This window comes from Bradyrhizobium sp. ERR14 (assembly GCF_014198235.1).
Taxonomy (GTDB): Bacteria; Pseudomonadota; Alphaproteobacteria; order Rhizobiales; family Xanthobacteraceae; genus Bradyrhizobium.
In genome coordinates this window covers 338,068-354,298 of the sequence record NZ_JACIHD010000005.1, presented here as the reverse complement: position 1 = coordinate 354,298, position 16,231 = coordinate 338,068, and the positions used below count along the sequence as shown (strand labels likewise).

The following is a 16,231-nucleotide window of genomic DNA, read 5'->3' as shown; positions in this document are numbered from 1 at the left end:
GTGATGCCGTTCTTGATTAAGGGCGGCGTCCATTCGATGCAAACAGTACGATGACAGACCGGTGCGCGCGCCACGCAGGGCAATTCCGCACAGCAAAAAGGCGGCCGCGCGAGCGACCGCCTTTTGTTTTCTGTCATTCCGGGGCGCACGAAGTGCGAGCCCTGGTGCGCAACTGCGCACCTGAGAATCTCGCGCCACAACTTCTGGATTCCGGGTTCGCCCTGCGGGCGCCCCGGAATGACAACGAGGCCTTACGCCTTCTCGAGCAGGGACTCGACGTATTCCCAGTTCACGAGGTTCTCGACGAACGCCTTGAGATAATCGGGGCGGCGGTTGCGGTAGTCGATGTAATAGGAGTGCTCCCAGACGTCGCAGCCGAGGATCGGGGTGGCGCCATGCACCAGCGGATTCTCGCCGTTCGGGGTCTTGGAGATCTCGAGCTTGCCGTTCTTGACCTGGAGCCAGCACCAGCCGGAGCCGAACTGGCCGACGCCGGCCGCCTGGAAGTCGGTCTTGAACTTCTCGAAGCCGCCGAGGTCCTCGTTGATCTTCTTCTCGATCTTGCCCGGCAGCTTGGTGCCGCCGCCATTGGGCTTCATCCAGCTCCAGAAGTGGATGTGGTTGTAGTGCTGGCCGGCATTGTTGAACACCGCGGGGTTCTTGCCGAACGAGCCCTTGACGATCTCTTCAAGGGACTTGCCTTCCCATTCGGTCCCCTTGAGCGCGTTGTTGCCGTTGGTGACGTAGGCCTGATGATGCTTGTCGTGGTGGAATTCCAGCGTCTCCTTCGACATGAACTGGCCGAGGGCGTCATAGGCGTAAGGGAGGGGGGGCAGCGTAAAGGTCATGGGATGTTGTCCGCGACTGATGGGGAACTGGCTTAACGGGGACTCTTATAGAAGGTTCCACCGCCGTTAAATACCTCAGAATTTGCGAAAAGACGTGATGCCACGGCTTGGCCGGATTGCATAACTTCGCAGCACCGAGGGACATTCAACCCGGGCCGATCGCCGGCCGCAGAATATCGTTGCCTTTGAACCGGTTATGACAGAACCAATGAACCGCGCAGCCGCGTTGCGAGAGACAAAGCCATGAGCATCGAGATCGACATTTTGAACGGCGACGCCTCGTGGCCGATCGCCAAGCCGCTGCTCAGCGCGGTCTGGGGTCAAGACGCAGCGGAGAAGCCGGCCTGGGCTCACGTCAAATGGGCCAATGCCGACCTGCGCGTGCTGATCGAGACGCCCGAGGACGGTCTCGTCTGCCATGTCGGCATCTACTTCCGCACCGTCACCTGGAACGGACAGAAGGTCCATATCGGCGGCATCGGCGGGGTCTGCACCCGCGAGGACCGGCGCGGTCGCGGCTATGCGACCGTGGCGATCGACGCGGCGGTTCACACCATTCGCGCCAACGAGGCCGTTCGCTTCGCGCTGCTGTTCTGCGAACCACACAATTTTTCGTTCTACGAGACCCGGAGCTGGCTGCCCTTCAAGGGCGAGGTCTATTGCGAGCAGCCGGAGGGGCGGATCCGCTTCACCGAGATGGCGCCCTACGTCTTCAACATCGTCCGCGCGCCGACGCTGGGCACCATCGACCTATGCGGCCTGCCGTGGTGACCCCTGCGTGGAGTGAGGGCTGCCGCAGGGGCTCGGCCGCCCTATAATATGTCGATCATCATCTAAAATTCCGCCCGGTGAACATGACGATCGACGCCCCTGCAGACGCCGTCCCGCCGCTTGCGCCGGTCGCCTCCCCGATCGCCAGCCTGCTGACTGCGCCGATCCTGCCGACGCTGCTGCGGCTCGCGATCCCCAACATGATCGCGATGGTCGGCAGCACTTTGGTTGCGATCGCCGAGACCTCCTATATCGGCCGGTTCGGCACCATTCCGCTCGCCGCGATCGCGCTGGTGTTTCCGTTCGCGATGCTGACGCAGATGATGAGCGCGGGCGCGATGGGCGGCGGCGTTTCGTCCGCGATCAGCCGCGCGCTCGGCGCAGGGGATCGTGACCGCGCCGCGACGCTGGCGCTGCATGCCGCCATCATCGGCCTCTGCGGCGGGCTGTTCTTCACGGTGATGATGCTCGTCTTCGGCCGCTCCTTCTTCACCCTGCTCGGCGGGCGCGATCGCGTGCTCGAGGAGGCCAGCGGCTATTCGCAGGTGCTGTTCTCCGGCGCGGTCGCGATCTGGCTCGTCAACACGCTCGCCTCGGTGATCCGCGGCACCGGCGACATGCGCCTGCCCTCGATGACGCTGATCGGCGCCAGCGTGCTCCAGATCGCGCTCGGCGGCACGTTGGGGCTCGGCCTGTTCGGCGTGAAGCCCTTCGGCATGCCGGGGGTCGCCAGCGGCCAGTTGATCGCGTTCACTTGCGCCGCGATCTTTTTCCTCTGGTATCTCGCGTCCGGCCGCAGCCGGCTGCCGCTGAATATTCGCGCGTTTCATTTCGAGCGCGCGATGTTCCTGGACATCCTCAAGGTTGGTGCGGTGGCCTGCCTGTCGCCGCTCCAGACCGTGCTCACCATTTTGATCTTCACGAAGATCCTGGCCACGTTCGGCACCGAGATGCTGGCCGGCTACGGCATCGGCTCGCGGCTGGAATTCTTGCTGATCCCGATCACCTTCGCCTTCGGCATCGCCTCGGTGCCGATGGTCGGCATGGCGATGGGCGCCGGACAGGTGAAGCGCGCGCGGCGTGTGGCCTGGACCGCCGCTGCAGCTTCCGGATTGACGGTCGGCCTGATCGGCCTCGCCATCGCGCTCGCTCCGTCGCTATGGGTCGCGCTCTTCACGCGCGATCCCGGCGTCACCGCCGCCGCGCACAGCTATTTCCACTGGGCCGGCCCGACCTTCGTGTTCTTCGGCATCGGCGTGTCGCTCTACTTCTCCTCGCAAGGCGCGGCGCGCGTCGGCGGCCCCGTGCTCGCTTCCACCGCGCGGCTTCTGATCGTCGCGATCGGCGGCGTCGTCCTCATGATGACGCAGGCGCCGGCCTGGACCTTGTTCGCGCTGGTCGGCGGCGCCATGGCGGTGTTCGGCCTGTCGACTGCGGCCTCGGTCGCCTTCGCGCGCTGGGACAAATGATCGCAGGACATCAACGCAGGCAAATGAACGCAGGAATGTGATTCCAGCCAGCGTTGCACTATCCCGCCGGGCTGCTATGGAGGCGCTCCATTTTCGGGGCCTCTTCCATGACTTCCAGATTCGCTGCTCTCATCGTCCTTCTCGCTGCGCTGCTCGGCGCGCCGGCCGCGCATGCGCAGAGCGCCGATGGGACATGGCTGACCCAGGCGGGTGATGCGCGCGTCAAGATCAGCAAGTGCGGCGGCGGCATCTGCGGCGTCGTCGCCTGGCTGCGCGAGCCCTATGACACCGCGACCGGCCAGCCCGCCACCGACAGCAAGAACCCCAATCGCGAGCTCGCCAGGCGCCCGATGATCGGCCTGCCATTGTTCAGCGGCATGCAGCCGTCAGGTCCGAACAAATGGTCCGGCCAGATCTACAATGCCGACGACGGCAGTACCTATGCCAGCAGCATCTCCGTGACGGGAGCGGATTCGCTGCGGGTCGAAGGCTGCGTCGGCGCGCTCTGCGGCGGCGAGACCTGGACGCGGGCGGGACGCTGACGCTTCACGCCACCATCGCCTTCAGCGCCGTCGCCGCCGAGGCGTAGCCGCCCCGCGCGCCATCGATGAAATGGACGTGATCACTGCGCAGCGCCGACGGCGTGAAGCAGGTCATCATGGCCGCGTCCTGCTGATAGAGACCGTAGCGCACGATACCCTCGCGCGCAGCCGCCGCCAGTCGGTCGCTCAGCGCGCGCTCGAGCTGCGGCGTGCAGTCGAGGATCATGCGCAGGCCGTCGTCAAATTTCCTGAAGTCCGAGTTCTCGACCACCTGACGCCTGTAGACGTTGGGCACGAAGCCGCCGACGTTGAGGTCGAAGCGCATGATCAGATAGATGAACAGCGTATAGGCCAGCACGGTGGCGCGGCGCGCGAGCAGCGGACCACCGCGTCTGGTGCGGGCTTCGTATTCCAGCCCCTGCGGCGGCCATTTCAGCGGCGGTCCCTGCGGCGGCACCGGGCGGGCGCCGTCCGGGCTGCGCTCGACGAGATGGATGACGTCCTCGATCACCTTGCGGAAGGCATGCGGGTCGGCGCCGCGCGCCGGCATCACCAGAACCGACAGGATCAGCCCACGTGAGGCTGGTATCACCTCGAAGCGGCAGGACAGGCCCGAGAGATCGGGCTGCGTGCCCGCCGGCGCTGCCGGGACGGCAAACTCCCCGCGCTTCATCGCGGCATCGGCGAAGGCGAGCCCGCCGCCCGAGAACATCGCATAGGACAGGTTGGCCGACGGACCGAAGCGCGCGACGCGCACGTCGAGGCCCTGCGCGCGGATGGCGCTGACCGGCACCAGCGCGACCCGCATCGTCAGATCGAGATCTTCCCGCACCCAGGTCGCGGTTGCCGCCAGCGCCTCTCGGGCAGGTTCGAGGTCGCCTGGCGCAACCGCAAAGCTCGCGCCGTCGCCGCCGAACACGAAGGGGAATTCGCGCCCCTCCAATGCGTTCGTCACCGCCGCGATCGCGGCGGCGCCGGCCATGTTCACCGCCTTGTAGCGCTGCGCCGCGATCGCCTTGGTGGAATCGACGATATCGGCGACGCCGATGCTCCAATCGTCCGGCAGCGGCGCATAGAGCGCAGGGTCCATCAGGCTGGTGAAGCCGCGGAAGACGGGAATGCCACCATAGAAGGATTCGCCTGAGGTCATCGGGGATGCCGGATGGTTGGAATGCGAAACAAATACGTGGCAGGATCGATCCGGGTTCGCCGGCCGGCGGCCCCTTTCAATCATTGGCCGAAACGGTTCCAGACAACAAGATAGGGCAGCAACAAGATGAGGCCGCGTTGCAATGCCGCAGCGTGTCATTGATCGGCATCAAGCGGCCGGCCGGGAAGAACGGCTATTGTCCTCAGCTCCAAGGGTTGCATGGGATGATCGAGGTGTCCGACTTCGGCAGCAAGGACTCCGCCTCTCCGGTCCGCCGGCGCACGGGCATCGACCCGATCAGCGCGGTGAAGATGCCCGAAAGACTGACAGCAGCCGTCGATGCCTGGGCTGAAGCCCATCAACTGACCCGCTCGGATGCGATCTGCAAGCTGATCGAGCTGGGCCTGAAGATCGCGCCCCCGGTCCACGCCCCGGTGCACCCAATCGCATCGGACGCCACCAGGATCGAAGAGATCGCGGTCCACGAGATCGAGACGCTGCTCGATCCGGCATTGCCCGTGGACGAACGCGACCGCCGCATCCGCCGCCTCACCGAAGGGCCGCCGGAGTTTTCACACGAGCGGATTGACCTACCGAAAGACCCGCCGAAGCACCGGACGTGAGCTGCTAATGCAGCTTCTCGTCCTGACGCTTGCGCAAGCTATCGAGAGACGCATCATGGCAGCCGACCAGGCGCACGAATTGCTGCGGGTACATTTCGTGGCCATGACCGCCGGAATTCTGGTGCGTCATCGGCGGGCAACGGGCATCGTCCTGCTTCGCGCGGGATTGCTCGGTCCGGCCCTGATTTGAAGCGGTCATGCTGGGCATGGTCATGGACTGCTCCTTGTCGATTAGGGCAGATCGATTGACGTAACCCAATCGATTGCGGGGCATCTTACGACCAAATCCGGCTGGATGTCATTGTGCCGGATCAACGCAATCATGACGGCGGAGTTCCGCCTAGGCCGTATTCCCCGCGTCGACAGTAAATACCGTCCCGGTGACGTTGCGGCCGCCTTCGCCCAAAAGATACTCCACCATGCGCGCGACGTCGTCCGTCTCCGGCAGGCGGCGCAGCGCGCTGCGGCCGGCGATGCGCTTGCGCGCCTCGTCGGACAGATTGTGCGTGAGCTCGGTGTCGATGAAACCCGGCGCGATCGCGTTCACGGTGATGCCGAGCTTGCCGACCTCGCGCGCCAGCGAGCGGGTGAAGCCGGTTGCAGCCGCCTTGGTCGCGCCATAGACGGACAGGCCGTTATAGCCGGTGGTCGCGATGATCGAGGAGATGTTGACGATGCGGCCGGCGCCATCGGCCATCATCTGCCGTGCCACATATTTGGTGAGGATGATCGGCGACAGCACGTTGAGCTGCACCAGCGCCTCGATCTCGGAATTATGCATGGTGGCGAGCAGGCCTTCGGTGCCGAGGCCGGCATTGTTGACGAGGCCGTAGGTCGGGCCGAACTCGTCGCGCACGAGCTTTGCAAAAGCCGGAATGGCGTCGATCACGGCAAGGTCGCAGGCGCGGAAATGCAGGCGCCCTTCGGAGCCCGCAATCGCGGCCTTGAGCTCTTCGCTCTCGCGCCGGGCGGCCGCGACCACGTTGTAGCCGGCGCCGGAGAGGCGCTTGCCGATCGCAAGGCCGATGCCGCGGCTGCCGCCGGTGACGAGGACATTATGCATCGGTGCGCGCCAGTTTTCCGGCCGGGGTGACGTCGAGCGCCTCGACGAAGCGGATCACCGCCGGCACCTTGTGGGACGCTAGCTGCGCGCGGCACCGCTCCAGGATCTGGTCGCGGATCTCCTTCGCCCGGGCGGGATCGGTGCCCTCGGTGAGGATCACATCGGCGACCACGATGCCGCCGGTAATCGGGCTCTTCCGCGATTTGGCCCGCGACATCCGCACGTCGGGATGGCGGTTGACGACCGCCTCGATTTCTTCGGGGTGGACCTTCAGTCCGCCGATATTGATGATGCCGCCGCGGCGGCCGACGAAATAGTAGCGCTCGCCGCGCAGCTCGACGATGTCGCCGCTGTCGACAAATCCGTCGTCATCGGTGAGCGCGGCAGCATTGCGGCCGACATAGGCATGCGCGGTGCGCGTCGAACGGATACGCAGCGAGCCGTCGACCACTTTCATCTCGACGCCATTGCGATTGCCGAGATAGTTGGCCGGAAAGCCTTCCAGGCCGTCGTTGACGGCAAAGCCGACGCCGGCTTCGGTCGAGGCATAGGCATGACCGACGGAGGAATTGGGGAATGCCGCCTTCAGCCCGTCGAGCACCGCCTGGTCGGCGATTTCACCGGAGAGGCGGACGTAAGCCGGGGCGAACTGCGCGGCCGAACCGCTCATCAGGAGCTTGCGCCAGTGCGAGGGCGTGCCGGAGATGTGCGAGACGCCGCGCGCCTTCAGCCGCGCGACGTGATCACCGAGCGCCTCATGGGGATCGGACAGCACCATCGAGCCGCCGGAAAGGACGGCGCGGAGGAAGATTTGCAGGCCGCCATAGCGGCGGATGTCGTAGAAGGTCGCCCAGACCGGCGCCGGGCCGCGCGCGGGGCCTTCGGCAACGATCGCACCGGTCAGCGCCTCCAGCGTGTGGCCGGCGATCTTCGGCACGCCTGAAGTGCCCGAGGTGAGCATCAGCCATTCCGTCGCGCGTTCGGTCTTGGCCGGCGCGGTGGCTTCGAGCGGCAATTGCGCGGTGACGATGAGCGGGACGCCAGTCCCGGCCCAGCGATCGGATTCGTCGGTCACGACGGCGTCGATCTCGGCATCGGCGATCAATGCCTCGAGATGCGCCGGATTGAGATCGGGCGGGCACAGCAGCATGCGACGGGCGATGCCGTCGAGCTCGATCATGGCAAGACCCGACCGGAGCTGGTCGGACAATTTGAGCAGCACGGAGCGGCCGGACAATTCGCGCAGGCGGCCGCCCAGGACCGTCTGCGACAGGATATCGGTCAGCGACACGCAGGTTTGCGCGTCCGACAGAGTACGGCCGGTCAGCTCCGCGCCGAGATGGTCGCGAAGCGCAAAGATCTCACGCGGGGACATTTTCGTAGGCCCGCACGAAATCGCCCACCGTGGCGGGAAACGCTGCGTCCTCGGAGATGGTGAAGGGGTCGACGCCGGTCTCGTCCTCGAGGCGAGCGACCAGGATGGCGAAGGCGAGCGAGTCGAAACCCGTCTCGTGCAGCGACAGATCGTCCGAGAGCGCGGGAAGCGTGACGTGCTGCTCTTTGGCGATCTGCTGGATCGCGTCAATGACCTTAGACCTTACCGACATGGCTGGCTCGCTTTGTTATCGTTGGTGTTGCGGCGGCTCTTGCTGGCCGCCTCCCCATGGCCGCCTGTTTACCCGACAGAAGTAAATGGCTTCTTGGACAATTCAGATAAAATTGGACCTATCTGCGGATTTTGGCGGGATTTACAGCCTGATCGAGCCGTCCACGATTCGCGCATGGGCCTCGGTATCGAGCGCCACATAGGCCCCGGACTTCGGGTCTGCCATGAACAGCGGATCGGAGATCGCGGCGGGATCGAAGCCTTCCCGCGACAGATCGCCCTTCTTCTGCTTGAACGTCTCGGTCGCATCGATCTCGCTGGAGATGCGAATGAAGACCGGGCGCGCATAAGCCGGCAAACGCTGCGTGAGATGTGCGCGCAATGCCGCGGTGTCGAAGCCCTCGTTGACGACGATCGCGCTCATGCCGGCGCGGCCGTCCGCGCCGGGGATGCTGACGCCGTAAGTTGTGGCATCGACCACGCCGGTGAAATCGCGCATCGCGTCATTCACCTCCGAGGTCGCGACATTCTCGCCCTTCCAGCGGAAAGTATCCCCGATCCGATCGACGAAATGGAAGAAGCCCTTGTCGTCGATCCGCATCAGGTCGCCGGTGCGGAACCAGGCGTCGCCCCTGGTAAAGACATCGCGAAGAATCTTCTTCTCGGTCTCGCCGGTGTCGGTGTAGCCCTCGAAGCGCCCGCCGCCTTCATCGGCGGTGCCGATGCGGCCGATGGCTTCGCCGGCCTCACCACGGGCGCAGGCGAGGCAAAAGCCCTCTTCGTTGCGCAGCGGCACGCCGCTGTCGGGGTCGAGCTTGACGAGATTGGCAGGGAAGCGATGCGCCAGCAGCGGTGGGATGCGACCGATCGCGCCGGGCTGCCCCTCGACGTTGAACAGCGAGAAATTGCCTTCCGTCGCCGCATAGAATTCGAGGATGCGCGGAATGGCGAAACGCGCCTGAAAGTCTTCCCAGATGTCACCGCGCAGGCCGTTGCCGCAGACGAGGCGGAGACGATGCCGGTTCTCATATTCCGACGGCGCCGCCTTGAGCAGATAACGGCAGAGCTCGCCGATATATTGGAACAGCGTGCAGTCATGGCGCACGATGTCGGACCAGAAATGCGAGGCCGAGAATTTTTCCGCGATCACCACCGAGCCGCCGGCAGCGAGCATGCTGCAGGGCGCGACGATGCCGCCGACCGAGTGGAACAGCGGCAGGCAATCGTAGAGCCGGTCTTGCGGGCTCGCGCCGGTGAGGCCGGCGAACCAAAAGCCCCAATTGAGAATGCGGCGGTGGCTGATGCTAGCAGCCTTCGGCAGGCCGGTGGTGCCCGAGGTGTAGATCAGCAGCGCACGGTCATCGATGGTGACCTCGCCGTGCTCCTCCGGCGACAAGGGAGCGTCGTCCAGCGCCGCGAGGGCGACGTCGATGGCGCGCTCGCTGCGGGCATCGCCATGCGTCCAGACCTTGGCCTGCGTCTTCAGGTGCGGCGTTGCGCTCTCCAGCATCTGCGTCAGCTCCTGCGCAACGATGATATGCGAGGGCTTTGCGACATCGAGGCAATGCGCGAGCGACTGTCCCACCAGCCTGGTGTTGAGCAGCGCCGCCACACCGCCGATCCGGCTGATGCCGAGCCAGGCCGCGACATAATCGATGCCGTTCGGCATGATCAAGGCGACCGTATCACCCTTGGCCACGCCGGCCGAGCGCGCCCAGCGCGCGTAGCGGTTGATGCGCTTCGACAGGCCTTCATAGTCAAGGCTTACGTCGTCGGTGATCAGCGCGACGCGGTCGGGCTGGCGCTGCGCCCAATCGTCGATGACGTCGGCGAACAGACGCCCCGGCAGCGTCTCGATCCGCGCCGTGAGCTCGATGGCCTTCAGCCATATCTTTGAAGCCGAAGGCGCGCGCGCGACTTTTTGTCGTTCGATGACACCGGGGGTCATGCCGTTGATTCTTTCGGGCCGCCTGCTGACATCAGGCAATCTAGCCCCCGCGCCCTGCCCAGGTGTTAAGAGACAAGGTAAAACTCTGTTAGGGCGCGGTTAACTCTAGTGATCCTTTACCGCCGCACGGCAACGCCGGTGAGTTCGGCGGCATGGTGACGGCCGAGACCGATCGCGCTGGCGCAAGGTGGTCGAGCTGTGGGGGCAGGAAGCAGGAAGGAGTAGCGCGCAGCACCTGCCGACGCTAGCCGCTACGCCTGTAGCGCAAGTACGGCGGCGGCGCGTGAACCGGATAATACGGATTGAGATCGCAGATCGCGGATCGGCCATAAGCCGTGGCGCGGCACTGCGGCAACGAGGTGAATGAGCAGTCGTACCACTCCCCACCCCCACCGTTTGCACCTGAATAAACGTGCATGCAGACGGGATAGCGCGGATCAAAAGTCTGCGCATGCGACGGCGCGGCTGCGAGCACCGCGCCGGCGGTCACGATCATTCCGAACGAGAAACGCATGAACTGTATTCCGGTACGAGGCATCGCGGATTCGCTATTGCACCTTCTTGTGACGCCGGCGCGGCTGCGGCGGCTGGTCGAAGGCGTAGTACGGGTTGACGTCGCAGCTGGCCGCGCGGCCCGACGCGCTCGCGCGGCACTGCGGCAGCGAGGTGAAGGAGCAGTCGAAATAATCGCCGCCACCACCGGTAAAGCCGCCGGGCGTATAAACGTGCATGCACACCGGGTAGCGCGGATCGTAGGTCTGGGCGCTGGCATCTGCCGCGACGAACAGCGCGGCAATCGCGGTGAGGGTCAAAATCGACAGGCGCATGGACTTAATCCTCGAATCGACGGCCTCGGCGGATCTGATGCCGGCAGCCTCGTATGGCATAACACCAGGCCGGAGGCGACTGTTCCTAGGGACAGATGACGGCAAGGTGAGCGCTGCGGGCTGCGGCGCTAGGCGCCGAGCCCCTGCAGCACGAGCCGGTTCAGCCTTGCGGCAAACGCAGCCGGATCCTCCGGCAATTCGCCGTCCAGGATCTGCGCCTGCTCGAGCAGGAGCAGGCTGAGATCGTCGACCGCCTTCGAGCCGGCCTGCGCCTTGGTGATCGCGCCCACCATCGGATGGCGCAGATTGATCTCCAGGATCGGCTTGGTCTTCATGCCGCGGTTTTGCTGCGACAGGATGCGCTCGAGCTCGCGGCTCGGGCCCTGGCTGTCCGCGACGAGGCAGGAGGCCGAGCTGGTGAGGCGCGTCGAGGCCTTGACGTCGCTGACCCGCTCGCCGAGCGCGGCCTTGATCACGGCGATGGTGGCCGCTTCATCCGCCTCGGGCTCGTCCTTCTTTGCCTCGTCCTTGTCGTCGACGCGCGGAATCAGGTCGAGATTGAGATCGCCCTGGCTCAGCGACTTCAGCGGCTTGCCGTCGAACTCCGACGGCATCGAGGTCCAGAACGCATCGACGGGATCGGACAACAGCAGCACCTCGATGCCGCGCGCGGTCGCAGCCTCCAGCCGCGGATTGGATTTCAGCCGCTCGATACTGTCGCCGACGAGATAATAGATCTCGGTCTGGTTCGGCTTGAAATCGGCGATGACCTGCTTCAGCGACCGCTTCTCGCCCGATGTCGTGGTGAAGCGCGAAAGTGCCAGCAGCTTTTCGCGCCGCTCGAAATCCTCGTAAATGCCTTCCTTGAGCACCGCGCCGAACGCGTCCCAGATCCTGGCGAAGTTCTCCGGATCCTTCTCGGCCAGGCTTTCGAGCTCCGACACGACCCGGGTCGCCACGGCCTTGCGGATCTGCGCCAGCTGCGGATTGTTCTGCAGCATCTCGCGCGAGATGTTGAGCGGGAGATCCTCGCTGTCGACGACGCCGCGGATGAAGCGCAGATATCCCGGCAACAGATCGGCATCATCGGTGATGAAGACGCGGCGGACGTAAAGCTTCACCCGGCCCTTGCGGTTCGGCTCGAACAGGTCGAACGGCTTGGTCGAGGGCGCGAACAGCAGCACCGCGTAGGAATAGCGGCCCTCGGCGCGGTAATGCAGCGTCATCGCGGGATCGTCGAAGGCGGAGGCGATCTGCTGATAGGCCTTCTTGTAGTCGTCCGGCGTCAGCTCGGATTTCGAGCGTTGCCACAGCGCGCTGGCCGAATTGATCTGACGGGGCTCACCCTCTTCCGGCACCAGCTCGATCGGGAACAGGATGTTGTCGGAATAGGCACCGACGATGCGCTCGATCTCGAAGCTCTCGAGATATTTCTTGGCGTCGTCCTTCAGGTGCAGGACGATCTCGGTGCCGCGCGCCAGGCGCGCCGCCTCCTCGTCGCCGGCACGGGCGATTTCGAAGCCGGAGCCGCCGGAGGACGTCCAGGTCCAGACGTCGCTCTCGCCGGCACGGCGGCTGACCACGACGATCCTGTCGGCGACCATGAAGGCGGAATAGAAGCCGACGCCGAACTGGCCGATCAGGCCGAGGCCGTCCTTGGCCTCCTTCAGCTTCGACACGAATGCCTTGGTGCCGGAGCGGGCGATGGTGCCGAGATGGTCGATCAGCTCCTGCCGCTCCATGCCGATGCCGTTGTCGGCGATCGTGAGCGTCCCGGCCGCCTTGTTCGGGATGATGCGGATCTTGAGCGCGTCGCCCTCGCCGAGCAGCGAAGGGGTTGCGATTGCCTCATAGCGCAGCTTGTCGCAGGCGTCCGACGCGTTGGAGATGAGCTCGCGCAGAAAGATGTCGGTCTCGGAATAGACGGAGTGCACCATCAGGTGCAAAAGCTCGGAAACCTCGGCCTGGAAGGGCTGCGTATGCACAGCCGTGTCTGACGTCGTCATGCGTTTACCCGGTCAAAACGAAAGGGAAGAAACCCGGGATATAACGCGAGCGTACAGGGGATCAAGTGGACGTGAAGAATCGTCCTCCAGGCGGGAGAGCGATCTATCCGGCGCCCGGGCGGATCAGGTCACGCAGCGGCCGGGCTGGAGCAGCTTTGCGACCTCGGTCAGGGAGCTGACCATCGGCTCGCAGGCGATCGCCGGCCTGTTGCGCACCTTCTTCTGGTTCTGGAGCAGCACCGGCGGCTTGGCATTACCGGTCTCGATCACCGCGGGGACCCGCAGCAGCACCGAGGTGTCGGCGAGGTCATTCAGCCGCATCGAGACGGTGCGGGTCGGAACAGCTGCCTGTTTGATCTCGGCGAGCCGGTCGGCCTTGCCGGTCCGATTGACATTGTGGCCGGGCTTGTCGGCCTTATCGGCGACCGCCTGCCAGCGGTCTGCCAGATCATGACCCGAGGCCAGTTGCACGGCACCGAGCGTCGCAGCAGCGGCAACGACGCTCAAAAATACCTTATGAATCTGTGACATGGCTGTCGATCCCTCGCCCCATGGCGATCGCGGGAACAACGCCGGTGAAGGATCAGGGGTTCTTAGCGGTTACGATCACTTAACCGTGTGCGACAAATACGACAGCGTGCGTAAAATATTTCGCGAGGGGTGGAACGACTTTCGCAGACTGGAGTCGTCTCAACAGCCGGCTATTCCCCCCTGCCCCATAAGCCGGTGACGTAGGGCGCGACTGTGGTGATGCCAGTCGCGCCTTACTTTTGTCTGGGGTTCACTTCCCCGCCAGCCAGTCGCGCCCTTCGCCATAGAGCTTCTCGACCTCGGGTCCGATCAGGCCCGGCATGTCGCGCTTGACCTTGTAGCCGATCAGCTCCTGCATGTAGGCGAGGTGGCGATAGCCTTCGGGCAATGCGGCGAGCGCCTTTTGGTCGAGGCGGAGCTCTGCTGCGGGATCGACCGGGTCGATCCGATCCTTCTCGTAGATCGGCTGGCGGCGGACGATGCCCCACTTCCCCTGCCGCTTCTCGAGGAAATCGTAGAAGCGGCCGGTGCAGACGACGTCGCAAACGACGTCGTGCACCGGGGCGCGCTGCGAGATCGTCATCTTGGTCTGCGCGATGGCGCGCGCGCCCGCGAGATCGATGCTGGTGCCGCCGAGGAAATGCAGGATGCGCACACCCCTGGCGAACCCCTCCTGGCTGACGCGCATGAAATCCCGCGCCGGCCCCTGAAACCAGGTGGCGGACATCCAGCCCTCGTCATGCCAGACCGTGGCAAAGCGCTCCCAGTCACCGGCATCGCGCCAGACCGCCCAGTTCTCGACGAGGTCGCGAATGGCGAGGCGATCGAGGAGTTGCTGGTCCATGGGCACATCTCCGGCTGGGATCAATGCAGGAGGTATGAGCGGCGAAGCCGACGCACGTCAAGCACGGCAGGCGAACGAAAAATCCGGCGTGCCTTGCAGCACGCCGGATCAAATCGTTTGGCCAAATGGCCAGCTCTATTAAGCCGCCGGCGCCTTCGGCGTGCGGTTGCGCGAGTTGCGTTGGAAGAACAGCGCCTGGCTCGCCACCGCCGACACCATCGCGGGCTGGAACGGTTTTGAGATCAGGAACGCAGGCTCGGGCCGCTCGCCGGTGAGGAAGCGCTCCGGGTACGCGGTGATGAACACCACCGGCACCTCGAACGTGCGGAGCAATTCGTTGACGGCGTCGAGGCCCGACGAGCCGTCGGCGAGCTGGATGTCGGCGAGGATCAGGCCGGGCCGCTTGTTCTTGGCCAGCGCCACCGCATCGGCATGGGTGCGCGCGACGCCGACGACGTTGTGGCCGAGATTCTTCACCAGGCTCTCGAGGTCCATGGCGATGAAGGTCTCGTCCTCGATGATCAGCACGTCGGTGGCGATCTCGGCGGCCATCTCGCGTCCGGCGGCATCCGCAAGCCGCCGCGTCTCGGCGACGTCGGTGCCGAGGATGTAGCCGACTTCCTCTTCCGAGAATCCCTCCAGCGAGAGCAGCAGGAAGGCCTGGCGCGGCAGCGGCGTGATGTTCGACAGCCGCCGCTCGGGCGGCATCGGCAAGGTCGTCACCTCGGAATCATCGTTGACGGAGACCGAATTCCAGATCTGGGTGAACAGCCTGAACAGGCCGGCCCGCGGTCCATGGCTCTCGTCGAGCACCGACGGATCCCCCAGCATGGCTTCCAACATGGCTGCGACATAGGCGTCACCGGAGGCCTGGCTGCCCGTCAGGGCGCGTGCGTACCGGCGCAACAACGGCAAGTGTTCAGCAACAAGCTGTGAACGGGACATCCCCACTCCATTCATCTTCGGGGCCAACCTTGACGTCCAGGCAATCCGAGGGGGGCCCGGGTTCCCCTGCTGGGCTGATTACGCCTCAGGCCAAGAAAAGTTCCGTCTGAGCGGGAACTTTTTATCGAACCTGGAATTGAGCCTATCCAGGGAACGGCTCCCGGTTGAGAAAACCTCTCGATTTTACAGTCACTTAACTCGGGGAAACGTGGAACAGGTCATGAAAGATCTCAAGTCTCAAGCCAGCAGAAGCACGACCCCCGGCAAGGGAGGCCTCACTCCGGAGATTCAATCCCGGATCGGGCACCAGTTGCGCGCCATGTATGATGATGTGGTGCGACAAGGGGTTCCAGATCGGTTCGCAGAACTGATCAAGAAGCTTGATGCGCCGGGAGCGACACCCCACGTGGGACATGAAGGCGGATCCAACGACAACAATGGGAGGGATTAATGCCTCTCACGGACTCCCTGCGTAACGACATCCTGGCGGCCGTGCCCAGTCTGCGCGCGTTCGCCATTTCGCTCAGCGGCAATGCGGACCGCGCCGATGATTTGGTCCAGGAGACGCTGCTCCGCGCGCTCGCCAATATCGACTCGTTCCAGCCTGGCTCCAATCTGCCGGCATGGCTGTTCACGATCCTGCGCAACCTTTTCCGCTCCGACTATCGCAAGCGGCGGCGCGAGGTCGAGGATGCCGAAGGCAACTACGCCAAGACGCTGAAGACACAGCCGTCGCAGAACGCGCATCTCGAGTTCGAGGAGTTTCGCACGGCGCTCGACAAGCTTCCGCAGGACCAGCGCGAAGCGCTGATTCTGGTCGGCGCCTCCGGCTTCTCCTACGAAGACGCGGCCTCGATCTGCGGCTGCGCAGTCGGCACGATCAAGAGCCGCGTCAACCGCGCGCGCTCTAAGCTCGCCGCGCTGCTCTATGTCGATGGCGCCGAGGACTTCGGGCCGGACGAGACCGTGCGGGCCGTGATCGGCGGCAGCGGTGGCTGACGGCCGGCGTCAATCGCGCTTCAGATGAAGATGAAGGCGGCCGTTTCCACGGCCGTCTT

General features: G+C 64.7%; 19 protein-coding genes. 6 read left to right on the top strand and 13 right to left on the bottom strand.

The window, feature by feature from the left end:
• Positions 1–251: 251 nt before the first annotated feature.
• A complete protein-coding gene (locus GGD62_RS17715; RefSeq protein ID WP_018316199.1) occupies positions 252–848 on the bottom strand; it encodes a superoxide dismutase in 597 nt (198 codons plus the stop codon).
• Between the two features lie 243 nt (positions 849–1,091).
• Between GGD62_RS17715 and GGD62_RS17710 the strand changes: the two genes are divergently transcribed.
• From GGD62_RS17710 to GGD62_RS17700, 3 genes are all read left to right on the top strand, one after another.
• Positions 1,092–1,619: a GNAT family N-acetyltransferase gene (locus GGD62_RS17710; RefSeq protein WP_018316200.1), complete on the top strand. Its 528-nt coding sequence runs from the start codon at positions 1,092–1,094 to the stop codon at positions 1,617–1,619.
• A gap of 83 nt (positions 1,620–1,702) precedes the next feature.
• Entirely contained in the window at positions 1,703–3,088 is a 1,386-nt protein-coding gene (locus GGD62_RS17705) for an MATE family efflux transporter (RefSeq protein ID WP_183709201.1), read from the top strand.
• A gap of 107 nt (positions 3,089–3,195) precedes the next feature.
• Positions 3,196–3,630 (top strand): DUF2147 domain-containing protein, encoded by a 435-nt coding sequence (locus tag GGD62_RS17700; protein ID WP_092255570.1) that lies wholly within the window; start codon positions 3,196–3,198, stop codon positions 3,628–3,630.
• Between the two features lie 4 nt (positions 3,631–3,634).
• Here GGD62_RS17700 and GGD62_RS17695 read toward each other — a convergent pair whose 3' ends face one another.
• Entirely contained in the window at positions 3,635–4,780 is a 1,146-nt protein-coding gene (locus tag GGD62_RS17695) for a DUF3095 domain-containing protein (protein ID WP_183709199.1), read from the bottom strand.
• A 224-nt stretch (positions 4,781–5,004) separates the two neighbouring features.
• Between GGD62_RS17695 and GGD62_RS17690 the strand changes: the two genes are divergently transcribed.
• Complete coding sequence (locus GGD62_RS17690) at positions 5,005–5,403, top strand: hypothetical protein (RefSeq protein WP_183709354.1); 399 nt, start codon at positions 5,005–5,007, stop codon at positions 5,401–5,403.
• A gap of 4 nt (positions 5,404–5,407) precedes the next feature.
• Here the strand turns inward: GGD62_RS17690 and GGD62_RS40805 are convergent, their stop codons facing one another.
• From GGD62_RS40805 to GGD62_RS17635, 11 genes are all read right to left on the bottom strand, one after another.
• Positions 5,408–5,617 (bottom strand): hypothetical protein, encoded by a 210-nt coding sequence (locus GGD62_RS40805; RefSeq protein ID WP_092255578.1) that lies wholly within the window; start codon positions 5,615–5,617, stop codon positions 5,408–5,410.
• A 126-nt stretch (positions 5,618–5,743) separates the two neighbouring features.
• A complete protein-coding gene (locus GGD62_RS17680) occupies positions 5,744–6,466 on the bottom strand; it encodes an SDR family NAD(P)-dependent oxidoreductase (protein ID WP_018316206.1) in 723 nt (240 codons plus the stop codon).
• The gene (locus GGD62_RS17675) at positions 6,459–7,841 is read right to left on the bottom strand and encodes a class I adenylate-forming enzyme family protein (RefSeq protein ID WP_183709197.1); all 1,383 of its coding nucleotides are present in this window, start codon (positions 7,839–7,841) and stop codon (positions 6,459–6,461) included. The genes GGD62_RS17680 and GGD62_RS17675 overlap by 8 nt, the downstream gene beginning before the upstream one ends.
• Positions 7,828–8,073, bottom strand: a complete 246-nt coding sequence (locus tag GGD62_RS17670; RefSeq protein ID WP_008543699.1) for an acyl carrier protein — start codon at positions 8,071–8,073, stop codon at positions 7,828–7,830. Before GGD62_RS17670 ends, GGD62_RS17675 begins: the two co-directional genes overlap by 14 nt.
• Positions 8,074–8,214: 141 nt before the next feature.
• On the bottom strand, positions 8,215–10,029 hold the full coding sequence (locus GGD62_RS17665; RefSeq protein ID WP_183709351.1) for a long-chain-acyl-CoA synthetase: 1,815 nt from the start codon (positions 10,027–10,029) through the stop codon (positions 8,215–8,217).
• 235 nt (positions 10,030–10,264) lie between these two features.
• Positions 10,265–10,534: a DUF3551 domain-containing protein gene (locus GGD62_RS17660; protein ID WP_092255584.1), complete on the bottom strand. Its 270-nt coding sequence runs from the start codon at positions 10,532–10,534 to the stop codon at positions 10,265–10,267.
• Between the two features lie 34 nt (positions 10,535–10,568).
• Positions 10,569–10,847 carry a DUF3551 domain-containing protein gene (locus GGD62_RS17655; protein ID WP_026201626.1) on the bottom strand — a complete coding sequence of 93 codons (279 nt, stop codon included), beginning with the start codon at positions 10,845–10,847 and terminating at the stop codon, positions 10,569–10,571.
• Between the two features lie 128 nt (positions 10,848–10,975).
• Positions 10,976–12,853, bottom strand: coding sequence for a molecular chaperone HtpG (htpG, locus tag GGD62_RS17650; RefSeq protein ID WP_183709195.1), 1,878 nt, complete (start codon positions 12,851–12,853; stop codon positions 10,976–10,978).
• A gap of 123 nt (positions 12,854–12,976) precedes the next feature.
• Complete coding sequence (locus GGD62_RS17645; RefSeq protein WP_183709193.1) at positions 12,977–13,384, bottom strand: hypothetical protein; 408 nt, start codon at positions 13,382–13,384, stop codon at positions 12,977–12,979.
• A gap of 250 nt (positions 13,385–13,634) precedes the next feature.
• Positions 13,635–14,228, bottom strand: a complete 594-nt coding sequence (locus GGD62_RS17640; RefSeq protein WP_183236649.1) for a nuclear transport factor 2 family protein — start codon at positions 14,226–14,228, stop codon at positions 13,635–13,637.
• Between the two features lie 138 nt (positions 14,229–14,366).
• Positions 14,367–15,173: a response regulator gene (locus tag GGD62_RS17635; RefSeq protein WP_026201627.1), complete on the bottom strand. Its 807-nt coding sequence runs from the start codon at positions 15,171–15,173 to the stop codon at positions 14,367–14,369.
• A gap of 220 nt (positions 15,174–15,393) precedes the next feature.
• Between GGD62_RS17635 and GGD62_RS17630 the strand changes: the two genes are divergently transcribed.
• Together GGD62_RS17630 and GGD62_RS17625 are read left to right on the top strand one after the other, a co-directional pair.
• On the top strand, positions 15,394–15,624 hold the full coding sequence (locus tag GGD62_RS17630) for a NepR family anti-sigma factor (protein ID WP_026201628.1): 231 nt from the start codon (positions 15,394–15,396) through the stop codon (positions 15,622–15,624).
• A complete protein-coding gene (locus tag GGD62_RS17625; protein WP_018316216.1) occupies positions 15,624–16,172 on the top strand; it encodes a sigma-70 family RNA polymerase sigma factor in 549 nt (182 codons plus the stop codon). The genes GGD62_RS17630 and GGD62_RS17625 overlap by 1 nt, the downstream gene beginning before the upstream one ends.
• The last annotated feature ends 59 nt before the right edge of the window (positions 16,173–16,231 follow it).